Below are 13,735 nucleotides of genomic sequence, written 5' to 3'. Positions count from 1 at the left end.
CTGCACTTAGATATCGGACCTGTACGTGAAACAACTGCCACCCCTCCCTGTCACCGAAATTCTGCCCGCGCTTGATGATGCGCTGGCGCATGGAATCGCTGCCGTGCTCGTCGCTCCTCCCGGCGCGGGCAAGACCACGCTCGTGCCGCTGCACCTGCTTGGTGCGTCATGGCGGGGGGATGGCACGATCGTCCTGCTTGAGCCGCGCCGCCTCGCTGCCCGCGCTGCCGCCAACCGCATGGCGAGCCTCCTTGGCGAGAGTGTGGGTCAAACCGTCGGCTATCGCATGCGGCTTGAAAACAAGGTCTCGGCGAAGACGCGCATACTCGTCGTAACGGAAGGTGTGTTCGCCCGCATGATCCTCGATGATCCGGGGCTCTCGGGCATTTCCGTGGTGCTTTTCGATGAGTTTCACGAGCGTAGCCTCGATGCGGATTTCGGCCTGGCCCTGGCGCTCGATGTGCAGGCTGCATTGCGGCCCGACTTGAAGCTTCTGGTGATGTCGGCGACGCTCGACGGTGCGCGCGTGGCCAAACTCCTCGGCAGTGCGCCGGTCCTCGAAAGCAAGGGCAGGTCCTTCCCCGTCGATATCCGCTATCGCGAGCGGAAGCCCGACGAAAAGATCGAAGATGCAATGGCGCGGGCGGTGCGGGACACGCTCGCCGGGGAGAGTGGCAGCATTCTCGCTTTCCTCCCCGGACAACGCGAGATCGAACGGACCATCGCAGCGCTCGAGGGGCGTGTTCCGGCGGACACCTTTGTCACGCCGCTCTATGGCGCGCTCGAGGGCCGTGATCAGGATGCCGCCATCAGCCCGCCGCCTCCCGGCAAACGCAAGGTGGTGCTCGCGACGTCGATTGCCGAAACCTCCATAACGATCGATGGCGTGCGCGCCGTTATCGACAGCGGCCTGGCGCGGCTGCCGAAATTCGAACCGGCGACCGGCCTCACCCGGCTCGAAACGGTGCGGGCGTCGCGCGCTGCCGTCGAGCAACGCGCCGGACGTGCCGGACGCACGGAGCCCGGCGTTGCATTGCGTCTGTGGCGTGCAGAACAGACTGCGGCACTCGAAGCCTTCTCGCCGCCGGAAATACTTGAGGCTGATCTTTCCGCCCTTGTCCTCGATTGCGCCGCCTGGGGCGTAACTAACCCAGCCAGCCTTGCATTTCTCGACATGCCGCCAGTGCCTGCGGTCAAAGAAGCAAAGGCCCTGCTCAACGACCTTGGGGCGCTCCACGATGATCGCATCACGCCGATGGGCGAAGCCATGCGCAATCTCGCTTTGCCCGTCCGCTTGGCCCATATGGTGCTCGCGGCACGTGAGCGCGGCCAAGGCATGCGCTCTGCCGAAATCGCTGTGGTTTTGACGGAGCGCGGCCTTGGCGGCAACGACGTCGACATCGAAACGCGACTGGCGCGCTTTGAACATGAGCGCGGTGATCGGGCGGCACGCGCGCGCGGACTGGCGAAACGCCTCGCTGGCAAGGATACAGGCCGGGCAGATGCGCAGGAGAGTGCCGGGCGGCTTCTCATAGACGCTTACCCGGACCGTGTCGCCAAGGCGCGCGGCAATGGCCAGTTCACGCTCGCCAATGGCCGGGGCGGCGAACTCGACCCCGTCACCTCGCTGGCAAAATCGCCATGGCTCGTCGTCGCCGATCTTGCGGGGCGGGCGGGCCGTGCACGCATTCTTTCGGCAGCGGAAATCTCCGAATCCGACATACGCGCCGCCCTCGGCGATCGCATCATCAATGGCAGGCACGTTAGTTATGACCCGGCCCGCAACGCCTTGCAGGCGCGCGAAGTTACGCGTATCGGCGCCATCGCGTTGGCAGAGAAGACCTTGCCGGCGCCGACTGGCGAAGAAGCCGACCGAGGCGTCATTGCTGCCGTCAGGGACCACGGCCTCGACATCCTGCCATGGTCCAGGGAAGCGGCGATCCTGCGGCGTCGCCTCACTTGGCTGCATCAGGGTCTTGGCGATCCTTGGCCGGCGATGGACGATGCGTCGTTGCAAGCAAACCTCGAAGACTGGCTGTTGCCTTATCTCAAGGGAACGGCTCAGCTCGGCCAGATATCGGGACATGCGATCGCCGAGGGGCTGCGTGCGCTGGTGCCTTATGATTTACAGCGAAAGATCGATGCCTTGGCGCCAACCCATTTCGAGGTGCCGACCGGCTCGAACATCCCGATCCGCTATGAGGCGGAAGCGCCTGTGCTCGCCGTGCGCGTGCAGGAATTGTTCGGGCTCGGGGCACACCCGGCCATCGCCAGCGGAACGGTGCCGCTGCTGCTGGAGCTGCTGTCGCCGGCCCATAGGCCGATCCAGATCACCCGTGATCTACCCGGCTTCTGGAAGGGCTCCTGGGCCGATGTGCGCTCCGACATGCGTGGCCGCTACCCGAAGCATGTCTGGCCGGACGACCCCGCCAATGCGGTGCCCACTGCCCGCGCGAAACCGCGGGGAACCTGAGCGGTCACAACCAACGATTAACGCTGAAGCAGGCTCCCAGGAATCATGTTTCCATTTGCGTGAGCTTTGTTCTAAATCACCGGCATGGTCCAGGATTTCCAGACACGCTCATCATATCTTTCGCGCCGGCTCCGGCTGACTACGCTGATCCGGCTGCGCTGGCTTGCGGTGGCAGGACAGAGCATCGCCGTGCTCTTCGTCGCGCTCTACCTGAAGTTTCCGTTTCCCGTCAGCATATGCTTCGCGCTGATCGCCTGTTCGGCCTGGCTGAACCTTCTCATGTCGTTCCGCTATCCGATAAATCACCGCCTTGAACCGCGGGCGGCCATCACCGTGCTTGCCTTCGACATATTGCAGGTGGCGGGACTGCTTTATATGACCGGAGGGCTGCAGAACCCCTTCGCCGTGCTGATGATTGTTCCGGTCATCATCTCTGCGACGTCGCTGCCGGCCTATGCGACGACCGCACTTGGCCTTTTGGTAACGGCCTGCGCAACGTTGCTCGCCTATGTCTACCTGCCCTTGCCCTGGTATGAGGGCGAGACGATGCAACTGCCCTTCGTACTGATCGCCGGCGTCTGGTGTTCGGTCGTTTCGGCTCTGGCATTCACCGCGGTCTATGCCTACCGCGTCGCCGAGGAAGCCCGTCTCCTCGCCGATGCGCTCAACGCCACCGAACTCATCCTGCAGCGCGAGCAGCATCTCTCCGCGCTCGATGGACTCGCCGCCGCTGCCGCGCATGAGCTCGGCACACCGCTGGCAACCATCGCGCTCGTTGCCAAGGAGATGGAGCGCAGTCTCAAGAAGGATGACCGGTTCGCCGAGGATATCGAGCTTCTACGCTCGCAGACTGAGCGTTGCCGCGAAATTCTCAAGCGGCTGACGAGCCTGTCGTCGACCAGTGAAGAGCACATGTCGCGCCTCAAGATTTCCTCGCTGATCGAGGAGGTCATCGAACCCAACCGCAATTTTGGCATCAACATCGTGGTGTCGAAGATGCGCGGCGAAGGCAATGAGCCGGTTATCCGCCGCAATCCCGGCATCATCTACGGTCTTGGCAATCTCGTCGAAAATGCCGTCGATTTCGCGCGCGAAACCATCAACGTCAATTGGGGCTGGAGCGACAGGACCGTGGAGATCGTCATCAGCGATGACGGCAAGGGTTTTGCACCCGATATTCTCGACCGCATCGGCGAGCCGTACACCACCGGCCGCGACCGCGCCATCAACGAGCATGGCGGCGGTCTCGGCCTTGGCCTCTTCATCGCCAAGACATTGCTCGAACGCTCAGGCGCGACAATTACCTTCCGCAATCGCAACGATCCGGGGCAGGGGGCAGAAGTCGTTGTTATCTGGCCTCGCCATCAATTGCTTACTGATGGATAATCTTTGACTTTTTGTTCATTGCGAACCATTAACATCCATATTTACAGTGAATGAGCAGGAATACCTGATGGAAAACACGGATCAGGACGATATTGAAGCGATCGGCGGTGATCGAACACTTCTTCTGGTCGATGACGACAAGCCCTTCTTGCAGCGGCTGGCACGCGCCATGGAGTCACGCGGCTTCGTTGTCGCCATTGCCGATTCGGTCGAGGCCGGTCTTGCGAGCGTCAAGGTCAATGCGCCGGCCTATGCGGTCGTCGATATGCGCCTTGGCGACGGCAACGGCCTTGATATTATCGAGGCGATACGCGCCCGCCGCGAGGATACGCGCGCGATCGTCCTGACCGGCTATGGCAATATCGCGACCGCGGTAAACGCCGTCAAAATCGGGGCGATAGACTATCTTTCGAAGCCTGCCGATGCTGACGAGGTCTTTGCCGCGTTGACGCGCCGAACAGGTGAAAAAGTTGCGCCGCCAGAAAATCCGATGTCGGCCGACAGGGTGCGCTGGGAGCATATTCAGCGGGTCTATGAAATGTGCGACCGCAATGTTTCGGAAACGGCGCGCCGGCTTAACATGCATCGCCGCACGCTGCAGCGGATCCTCGCCAAGCGCGCCCCGCGTTAGATCGTGGTGACGATTAAAACATTTACTGCTTCTACAGCAATCTGAAACGAAACGCTTTATTCCACGTCGGTCTCGGGCAGCTCGATGCCGGCGAGTTCCGCGAGCGTCATGCGCGCAGCACTGACCCGCGCAAAGCGCAGGGTCATGGCCTTACGCGTAGCGCCGGGCAACTTGTGCTGGGGGGCGTCGCGAATGATCTCGGCGCCATAGCCATCCGAAAGGATGAATCCGCAATCGTCCGGAAAAATATCGGCGGGAACGCCGGGGTGGGTCGCGAAGAACAGCCGGTCGCAATGCTGGCGGTAAACCGGCCATTTGCGATCGACCCGGAAATCCTCGATCGAGGATTTGATTTCGACGATCCAGATTTCGCCACTGCGCGTCAGGGCAACGAGATCTGCGCGCCGCCCCGAGGCGAGCGAGAGTTCCGGCATGACCGCGAGGCCGAGTTCAAGGAACAGCCGCTGCACCCCGCGGCGCACCATCATGGCGTTTTCCGACTGGCGGCCATCTATCAAGGGGCTTGTCTGACCTAGGGAGACGAGTGGCATAAACGAGACAATACCGACAAAACTGCAACCATGGGTAGGAAAACCAATCGCCAGGTTGAGCAAAACATGGTTAACGAAACACTGCGCTTTACAGTTAATCAGGCATTAACAATATTGGCGCAAGAGAGGCAACAGCTAAACCAAACGCCGATTCGCGCACAATTATTCACTGGGGTGACCATGCAACTGAAGACTATCGTCCTTGCGGTTGGACTGATGAGTGCAACCGCCTTGACCGGTTGTTCGACAATCGGGCTCAGCTATTCGACCGCGTCCTATAATTCCGTCGTTGACGCGGGATACGTCATTCCAGCGGTTCCGCGCACCAAGATTCCGCCGCAATATCTGCGCCAGGAAGTCAACTATGACGGCGGCGAAGCGCCGGGAACGATCATTGTCGATACCAAGGCAAAATATCTCTACTACGTCCTCGGCGACGGCCGCGCCATGCGCTACGGTATCGGGGTCGGCAAGCAAGGGTTCGAATGGTCGGGCAGCGCCCGTATTGCCTTGAAGCGCGAATGGCCGACATGGACCCCTCCGAGGGAAATGATCGCTCGCCAGCCGAAGCTTGCCGAGTTCCGCGACGGCATGGATCCGGGCCTGAGCAATCCTCTCGGTGCCCGCGCCCTCTATCTGTTTAATAAGGGCGGCGACACCGGCTATCGCCTGCATGGCACACCGGAATGGTGGTCGATCGGCAAGGCGATGTCGTCTGGCTGCATCCGCCTGATGAACCAGGACATCATCGACCTCTACAATCGCGCCGAAGTTGGCGCCAAGGTCATCGTCCGCTAGCATTCCCCGGTATTTAGAAAGCGAAGGGCTCCGACATGTCGGAGCCCTTCTTTTTTGTCCAGCGAACGCTTTGTGCGTCAGTTGAGGGCGCACTCCTTCGCCGGCTTCAGCCGCGGCGTCTGTGTGCCATCCGGCGCGAAGGATGGCGGCAGCAGCGCGGCCGGCGGGTTCGAACCCCAGCAACTCGGCTTGTCGCTCAACGTGAACTCCAGGCGCGCACCCGACGATAGTTTGTCGAAATCGATCCATGGGCTGTCATGGGCTGCACCGTTCACCGTCAGTTTCTGGATATATTTAAGCGGGGTCTTGTCGGCCGCGATCGTTACGATCTTGCCGCTGCCTAGCTTTATCCGCGCTTCCGGGAAGATCGGACTGTTGATCGCAAATCCAGGCACGGCCGGGATTTCCGGATAAAGCCCGAGTGCGCCCCAGATGTAGACGCCGGACATGGCGCCTTCATCGTCATTTCCCGGCAACCCCGAAGGTGAAACCGTGAACTGCTCGTCAACGATGCGCCGGACCAACGCCTGCGTCTTGTACGGCTGGCTCGTCCAGTTGTAGAGCCACGGCGTAAGAAAGCCCGGTTCGTTGCCAATCCACAATCTTGCGGGCTGATAGCTCCAGCCGCCATTGAGGTTCTTTGTGAACTCATCCAGGCGGGCAATCCCGTCCTTTTCGGTTCCCTTGTCTTTGTCCGTATCGATCACCAGTTTGGCGAGCATGCCGCGAATGTCGTGCGGAACCATGAAGGTATATTGCTCGGCATTGCCCTCGCGGTAGTCAACATCCCCATTCGAGCTCGGCGTGTACGCCGTCCATGTTCCATCCTTGTTACGTGGCTGCAACTGCGGATAGGGCTGCCCGGCAACACTGCGCCAGTTCGGGTTGAACAGGTTGGCCCAGTTGCCGGAACGTTTCAGCAGCGTCTTCGGCTCGTCTGCTGCGGCTCCAGCGACGATCTGCGGATCCGTTGCAGCGATGCCGCTTGCGTATCGAGAGACGGCAAAGTCGGTGCTGGCATATTCCATATTCGTCGACGTCGCCTGATATTCGCCGCCGCCCTTGGCCAGATAGCCAAGTTCGATGTAACCGGCGAGTCCCGGCAGGTTAGTCGTCGTCCGGCATTTTGTGGCGCGGCCAAACGCCGTATCGAGCATGATCTTGCGCGCCTTCTGCCGGTCGAAGCCTGCTGCGCCGAAGGCGTTCGACTGGGCAACTATAATCGATGCGCCATCACCGGGCATGATGCTGCTGCTGGTATTTCCCTCCGCCCACATCGGGAAAGTCCCGCCGCAATCGTCCGCGTCGAAAACGAGCGACTGCATCATGTCGCCGACATCATCGGGCGCAAGCAGAGCCTGAAGCGGCGCAAGCGACCTGTAGGTGTCCCAACTCGAAAAGGTCGTATATTGGACATGGCCTTCGGGGGCCTTTTTCGTGGTGCCGGCGTCATTGAAACTGATGTACTCGCCGTTCACATCGCTGAACACGGACGGCGCCAGAAAGGCATGATACATGGCCGTATAGAATTTCGTCTTTTCGTCTTTGGTCCCACCGTCGACCTGGATTGCATTCAGCCGCTTGTTCCATGCCGCATCCGCTTGCTCACGGGCCTGTTCAAACGTGAGAGGCCCGCCCTCCGCTTCGAGGTTTGCCTTGGCATTGGCGATGCTGACATAGGATATAGCGACCTTCATCAGCGCCTTGACCGGAGCGGAGGGCGAGGGCGCCGGGAAGGCAAGGGTAACACTGTTGCCGCTTTGCACGGCGGTGAAGGCCCGGTCGAGCGTTGCGTAGAAATATATCTTGTAACTTTTTCCGCTGCCGCAGAACCCGCCTCCCGTTGCATAGCCGGAGACGGTGCGGTCGGCTTCGCTGACCGCGATGGTTGAAGACGATCCGGTGTAGTTTGTGCTGGCCTTAATTTTCAAGAGCGCAGGCTTGCCCTCGGGATAGGTAAAGCGACCCAGTCCACTGCGCACTGTACTTGTCAGTTCTGTTCGAATGGCATTCGACATTTTGACAGAGTAGTACCCGGCCCTTGCGACCTCGTCATTATGGCTGAAGGGAATAGTACCTTCTTTTGCGTCGATCTGCGGCATGATTGGAATCGCGCCGCCGGAAGGACAACCGACGCCGCTGAGATGTGTCAGGCTGAAGCCGGTGATAGATGCTTGCGGGTAGTGATAGCCAGGCGGGCTCCACGTTCCTGGAACTGCCGGCGTATCGGGACCCCATGCAATCATTCCGAATGGCGCATTTGCCGATGGCGTGGTGAATCCGCCAAGCAGGTCTTCCGTGCTTCCGGTATCGGTCGGAGGGACCTGCCCGGTTCCGATCATCGGATCGACGAATTGGGTCAGTGCCATGTCCGATTGATCGGGATTTCGCAACGCCATCTCGATTTCGGTCAGGCGCGCCAGGATGTTCTTCAACGTTGCCGGATCGCCCGCAGGTTTGGCTGCAAGTTCCTTCTGCAACTGCGCGAGCGTCGCTTGTATCGTCTTGATGGCTTCCGGATCACCGCTTGGTTTCGCAGCAAGGTCCTTTTGAACCTGGGCAAGCGCATCCTGCAGTGCTTTGACAGCCGCTGGATCGCCGTCAGGTTTGGCTGCAAGTTTCGCCTGAACCTCGGCAAGTGTGTCCTGAAGTGCCTTGATAGCGACAGGATCGCCGTCCGGTTTGGCTGCAAGTTTCGCCTGCACCTCGACAAGTGTGTCCTGAAGTGCCTTGATAGCGACAGGATCGCCGTCAGGTTTGACTGCAAGTTTTGCCTGCACCTCGGCAAGTGTGTCCTGAAGCGCTTTGAGAGCGACGGGATCGCCGTCCGGTTTGGCTGCAAGTTTCGCCTGCACCTCGGCAAGCGCGTCCTGAAGCGCCTCGACAGCCTTCGGATCACCGGCAGGTTTTGCCGCAAGGTCGTTCTGCAATTGCGTCAGCGTCGCCTGCGGCGCCTTGATGGCCTCAGGATCGCCGTCAGGTTTGGCCGCAAGTTGTGCCTGCATCTCGGTGATGATGGTCTGCGCGTGCTCCAGTTCGGCAGCGCCTTGCGTTAGCGTTGTGCCCAAACTGCCGGCCGCCGCCTCGAGCTTGCTCTGGCCATCCTTCAGGCCTTGAATCTCGCCGGCCTGCTGGGCAATCGTCTGTTCGAAACTGCTCGTGTCGTTGTTGCTGTCTGTCTGTCTGTCGTTATTGCAACCCGCCAACAACGACACGCCGACCAGACCCGCCGCGAATGCGGTCCGTGATTTCATAATTTCCTCCCAATGAATTAAATATGATGTGCAAAGATCAAAATCCGCCGGCTCTATCGCCGAACAATATCGATATGTTTGCCGGCGCGAATTTGCGACCGGGCGGGCGCTTAGCCAATTTACCTCCCCTTTTGCGAAAATCGCCAAGCGCGCATGGCCTGTCAATTCAACGAAGGTCGTAAACATGCTCGGCTCATCTGAAAATCGTCATGTTGACCTGCTACGTCCCGCCCCAATAGATTGAGGCAGATGCGCAGAAACTGGAAGGTCATCATGTTCAAAACCATTGCCACCACACCATTCGACGACCAGAAGCCCGGAACGTCCGGCTTGCGCAAGAAAGTCCCGGTCTTCCAGCAGAAGAACTATGTTGAGAACTTCATCCAGTCGGTGTTCGATTCGCTTGAAGGATATAAGGGTGAGACGCTCGTCATTGGCGGCGACGGCCGCTACTACAACCGCGACGTGGTGCAGATTGCCTTGAAGATGGCGGCCGCCAATGGCTTTGGCCGCGTGCTCGTCGGGCAGGGTGGCATCCTCTCGACGCCCGCGGCATCGAACGTGATCCGTAAATACAAGGCCTTTGGCGGCCTCGTTCTTTCGGCCAGCCACAATCCGGGCGGTCCGAACGAGGATTTTGGCATCAAGTACAATATAGGCAATGGAGGGCCGGCGCCGGAGAAGATCACCGAGGCGATTTTCGCGCGTTCGAAGGCGATCAAGCAATATGTCATCGCGGAAGCTGCAGATATCGATATCGATACGATCGGCAAGCGCGAAATCGCCGGCATGCAGGTCGAAATCATCGATTCGGTTGCCGACTATGCGGCGCTTATGGAACAGCTTTTCGACTTCGATGCGATACGTGACCTCATCAAATCTGGTTTCATCTTCCGCTTCGATTCGATGCACGCCGTAACGGGCCCCTACGGCAAGGAGATTCTCGAGAAGCGCCTCGCCGCGCCGGAAGGCACATGCGTCAACTTCGTACCGCTGCCCGATTTCGGCGGGCATCATCCCGATCCCAATCTCGTCTACGCCAAGGATCTCTATGACCTTTTGATGTCGCCGGACGGCCCGGATTTCGGCGCCGCGTCCGACGGTGACGGCGACCGCAACCTGATCATCGGCAAGGGCATCTTCATCACTCCATCCGATTCGCTTGCGATGCTTGCGGCCAATGCCCACCTGGCCCCCGGTTACAAGGCCGGTCTCAAGGGCATCGCACGCTCGATGCCGACCAGCGGTGCCGCGGACCGCGTCGCCGAAAAGCTCGGCATCGGCATGTACGAAACGCCGACGGGCTGGAAGTTCTTCGGCAATCTGCTCGACGCCGATATGGCGACGATCTGCGGCGAGGAAAGCGCCGGCACCGGATCGAACCACGTGCGCGAGAAGGACGGGCTTTGGGCCGTGCTCCTCTGGCTCAACATACTTGCCGTGCGCCGCATGAGCGTCATTGACATTGCCCGGGAACATTGGGCGACCTACGGGCGCAACTATTATTCGCGTCATGACTATGAAGGCGTCGATACGGCTGGCGCCAACAAGATGATGGACGATCTGCGCGGCAAACTCGCTTCGCTTCCCGGCACGAAGGTCCAGGGTCTGACGATCGCAACCGCCGACGACTTTGCCTATCACGACCCGGTCGACAAGTCGGTGAGCGAAAACCAGGGCATACGCGTACTCTTCGAAGGCGGCTCGCGCGTCGTTTTCCGCCTGTCAGGCACCGGCACGTCGGGCGCGACGGTCCGTGTCTACGTGGAACGCTATGAGCCAGATCCGAAGCGCCATGATCTTGAGACACAGAGCGCACTTGCCGACCTTATCCGCGCTGCGGAGGATCTTGCCGGGATCAAGGCTCACACGGGTCGCGACAAGCCGAGTGTGATCACTTGATTTATTGCCGCGCCGCGCCTTCAACGCGCGGATCGTCGCCAAAAGTCGCGAGAGTGAAGCCCAGCCGCAGGTCCGGCATGTCGCATATGGCATTTACGCCGTAGTCGGAGAAATGCAGCCGCCATGTCGTCTTGCGCACGGGGGTGGGCATGGCGAAGCAGGCACAGGAGAGCAGGGCGAGATTGGCGCCGCCTTGCGGATCGCGCACGGACTGGTAGCGAATGAGATCGATGCCCGCCGCAAGCGCCGCATCGGCAAGGGTGAGGCAGGCGGAATAGTCGGTTGGATGCGTCCAGCGGCTTCGATGTTCGGCAAAGGGCGCGACCGTCAGATAGATGGCGTGGGTCGTGGCGTAGCGCGCTTCGAACGCGGTGAATTCGAGCGCATTGCGCGGCCAGGGTGTGCCCGGGCTTTCGATGAAAAACAGCAGGCGGTAAAAAGCGGTTTCGGCAACCGCCGTTTCAACCATCTCGCTCGAATAGAAAACGCCCGGCGAATAGCCTTCGCGGCGAAAGCGAGAATTGCCTGGATAGCGCCCGTAGCGAAACGGGGTCGCAAGCAGATAGTCGAGATGAATGCAGGCGGGCGGCAGCGGCGGCTTCGTGGCTTCGAGTTCATCTTCAAGCAGGGCCTGCTCGTCGAGCGTATCGACAAGTTTCATCGTTGAAACGCGATGTTGCGCTTCGACCAGACGCCAGCAGCCGCCATGGCTGTCTCGGGCTTCAGATCGGAGCGCGTCGGGCGTCCAGATAGGCGAGGACATGGGTGAGACCGTCAATGGTTTTGATCCGGTGGAGCGGCTTGCCGCCGAGCACGCTATTGTCAGTTCGCATCCATGTGCGCGCAACCGCATCGTCGCCGCCAACGATAGCGTCGAGCGAGCGGTAGAGGCGGATGAAAAGAAGCGCGAGTTCGTAACTCTTGCCGGTGAGCGGCGCGCCATCGAGGCTACGCTTCAAGCGCGATATGCTTGGCTCCGAAAGTCCGACAATATGGGCAAGCTCCTTTGCGGTGAGGCCCAGGAGTTCCGACGACCGCAACAGCGCCTTGGAAACGACGGCGGTTCGATCCGGGGTTTCTGAAAGCGGTTGAGCAGCGGTTCCCATGGGTATTCCTTTCATTGGAAAGAAATATATAGAATATTTCCTAGGAAATCAAGTTAGCGCCGCGCCTGCACGGTCATTGGCAACCCGCCATCGGGTTGCGTCGTCAATTTCTGCACGGGCCACGGCTTGTAGGCGCCTGCGACATCGAATCTGAAGCGGTGCAGCAGAGTCGCCAGCGCGATGATCGCCTCCTGCAGAGCGAAACTCGCGCCGATGCACACGCGCGGCCCGGCGCCGAACGGCAAATACTGGAAACGGTCGATCCTGTCGCGATTTTCCGGGTGAAAACGCGACGGCATGAACGCATCGGGATTATCCCAATAGAGCCGATGGCGATGGACCGTCCATGGCATAACCAGTACGGCTGCCCCCTTGGGCAGTTTCAGGTCCATATATTGATCGTCTTCGATTGGTTCGCGGTTGATCGAGGGAGCCGGGGGATAAAGCCGCATTGCTTCTTCGAAAGCGGCGCGGGTGAGCGGCAATGCATCGAGCCAGGCATGCGGCGGCGGCACGTCCGCCTGCGCCATAAAGGCGTCGATCTCGGATTCGATCAAATCGCGTTCCCACGGCGCCTTGGCGAGGAGATAGAGCGTCCAGCCCAGTGCGCGCGCCGTGGTTTCGTGCCCGGCCCCTATGAACGTAATGATATTGTCCTCGATCTCGGCGCGCGAAAGTCCCTTCGGGCCTTCTGCCCTGAGCAGCAGGGTCAGAAAATCGTTGGGAACCTTGTCGCCTTCCCGGTCCATGCGCTTGCGGCGCATCTTCATGGTGTTGGCAACGATCTGCCGGAAGAAGGCGAGGGCGCGCCTGCCCCGGATTTGGGTGAAGCGTGGCATCCAGTTCGGCGCCCCAAGCAGGTCGAGCGGATCGACGCGGCCCATGGTTTCAAACAGGCGGTCGACCTCGTGCGAAAACTGGTCCGGATCGCCAGCAATCTCGCCGGAGAACAGCGTCTCGGCCAAAATGTCATAGGTCAGCATGGTCATGTCGCGCGACACGTCCGTAGGACCGGAAAGGTTCTCGTAGCGCTTGGCGAAAGCCTCACTCGTCCGCCTCATCGCCTCGGCAAAACCATTGATGTGGCGAGGCGTAAATACCGGTGCCATGGCCTTGCGAGAACGGCGCCACGTTTCGCCTTCGGCAGTCAGGAGGCCATCGCGCAAGATGGGGCGGAGGATACGCTGACGAACCGCCGCCATCTTGTAGTTCTTGGCATTGTCGACGAGGACGTGGCGGATGAGGCCAGGATCATTGGCGATAATCGTGTGGGCGAAGGACCAGTCGATCGACACCCACGGCTCGTTATAGGAAGGCTCGCCCCACAGTTCGAGCGGGTTGCGATAAATCGTGCGAATAAGGCGCAAGGTGCCGACCGGCCCGGTACGCGGGACGGGCGCTGGCGGAACAAAGGCGCTTTGAACACTATCCATATTAGCAGGCTCCTGCCGACCATGTGGGCATGGGGGTGCAGAAATGCCAATGGTTTCTTTTGGGGCGGCGCCAGCCATTTTGTGCTTGACGGCGCAAACTGGATAAGGTGTGCTCCGCCTCGAGCTTGCGACGTGATTTTAAGTTCCCGATTTCTACTATCTGTTTTTTTACCCGCCTGCACTGATATCGTTTCGGTCCAT

General features: G+C 60.1%; 10 protein-coding genes. 5 read left to right on the top strand and 5 right to left on the bottom strand.

Annotated features, from left to right (window positions below; translation table 11 throughout):
* The first annotated feature begins 25 nt into the window (after positions 1 to 25).
* The 3 genes from hrpB (at position 26) to BM074_RS05300 (ending at position 4,490) form a co-directional block, all read left to right on the top strand.
* Positions 26 to 2,473, top strand: a complete 2,448-nt coding sequence (gene hrpB, locus BM074_RS05310; protein ID WP_091920264.1) for an ATP-dependent helicase HrpB — start codon at positions 26 to 28, stop codon at positions 2,471 to 2,473.
* Positions 2,474 to 2,557: 84 nt separating this feature from the next.
* On the top strand, positions 2,558 to 3,859 hold the full coding sequence (locus tag BM074_RS05305) for an ActS/PrrB/RegB family redox-sensitive histidine kinase (protein ID WP_027230595.1): 1,302 nt from the start codon (positions 2,558 to 2,560) through the stop codon (positions 3,857 to 3,859).
* 67 nt (positions 3,860 to 3,926) lie between these two features.
* A complete protein-coding gene (locus BM074_RS05300) occupies positions 3,927 to 4,490 on the top strand; it encodes an ActR/PrrA/RegA family redox response regulator transcription factor (RefSeq protein ID WP_027230594.1) in 564 nt (187 codons plus the stop codon).
* A 56-nt stretch (positions 4,491 to 4,546) separates the two neighbouring features.
* Here BM074_RS05300 and BM074_RS05295 read toward each other — a convergent pair whose 3' ends face one another.
* The gene (locus BM074_RS05295) at positions 4,547 to 5,041 is read right to left on the bottom strand and encodes an MmcB family DNA repair protein (RefSeq protein ID WP_027230593.1); all 495 of its coding nucleotides are present in this window, start codon (positions 5,039 to 5,041) and stop codon (positions 4,547 to 4,549) included.
* Between the two features lie 180 nt (positions 5,042 to 5,221).
* Here BM074_RS05295 and BM074_RS05290 point away from each other — a divergent pair, with 180 nt between their 5' ends.
* A complete protein-coding gene (locus tag BM074_RS05290) occupies positions 5,222 to 5,839 on the top strand; it encodes a L,D-transpeptidase (RefSeq protein WP_027230592.1) in 618 nt (205 codons plus the stop codon).
* Positions 5,840 to 5,916: 77 nt separating this feature from the next.
* Here BM074_RS05290 and BM074_RS05285 read toward each other — a convergent pair whose 3' ends face one another.
* Positions 5,917 to 9,093, bottom strand: coding sequence for a GH92 family glycosyl hydrolase (locus BM074_RS05285; protein ID WP_175498905.1), 3,177 nt, complete (start codon positions 9,091 to 9,093; stop codon positions 5,917 to 5,919).
* Positions 9,094 to 9,363: 270 nt separating this feature from the next.
* Here BM074_RS05285 and BM074_RS05280 point away from each other — a divergent pair, with 270 nt between their 5' ends.
* On the top strand, positions 9,364 to 10,995 hold the full coding sequence (locus BM074_RS05280) for an alpha-D-glucose phosphate-specific phosphoglucomutase (RefSeq protein WP_175498962.1): 1,632 nt from the start codon (positions 9,364 to 9,366) through the stop codon (positions 10,993 to 10,995).
* 1 nt (position 10,996) lies between these two features.
* Here BM074_RS05280 and BM074_RS05275 read toward each other — a convergent pair whose 3' ends face one another.
* The 3 genes from BM074_RS05275 to BM074_RS05265 are packed head-to-tail and all read right to left on the bottom strand — an operon-like array spanning position 10,997 to position 13,534.
* Entirely contained in the window at positions 10,997 to 11,758 is a 762-nt protein-coding gene (locus BM074_RS05275; protein WP_091920259.1) for an RES family NAD+ phosphorylase, read from the bottom strand.
* A complete protein-coding gene (locus tag BM074_RS05270; RefSeq protein ID WP_091920257.1) occupies positions 11,718 to 12,101 on the bottom strand; it encodes an MbcA/ParS/Xre antitoxin family protein in 384 nt (127 codons plus the stop codon). Before BM074_RS05270 ends, BM074_RS05275 begins: the two co-directional genes overlap by 41 nt.
* A gap of 53 nt (positions 12,102 to 12,154) precedes the next feature.
* Entirely contained in the window at positions 12,155 to 13,534 is a 1,380-nt protein-coding gene (locus BM074_RS05265) for a cytochrome P450 (RefSeq protein ID WP_091920256.1), read from the bottom strand.
* Positions 13,535 to 13,735 lie beyond the last annotated feature (201 nt).

It is taken from the genome of Phyllobacterium sp. CL33Tsu, from assembly GCF_900113985.1.
GTDB classification, from domain to species: Bacteria; Pseudomonadota; Alphaproteobacteria; order Rhizobiales; family Rhizobiaceae; genus Phyllobacterium; species Phyllobacterium pellucidum.
Note: the sequence above shows the minus strand (reverse complement) of the source record. Positions and strands in the feature narration are given on the sequence as shown.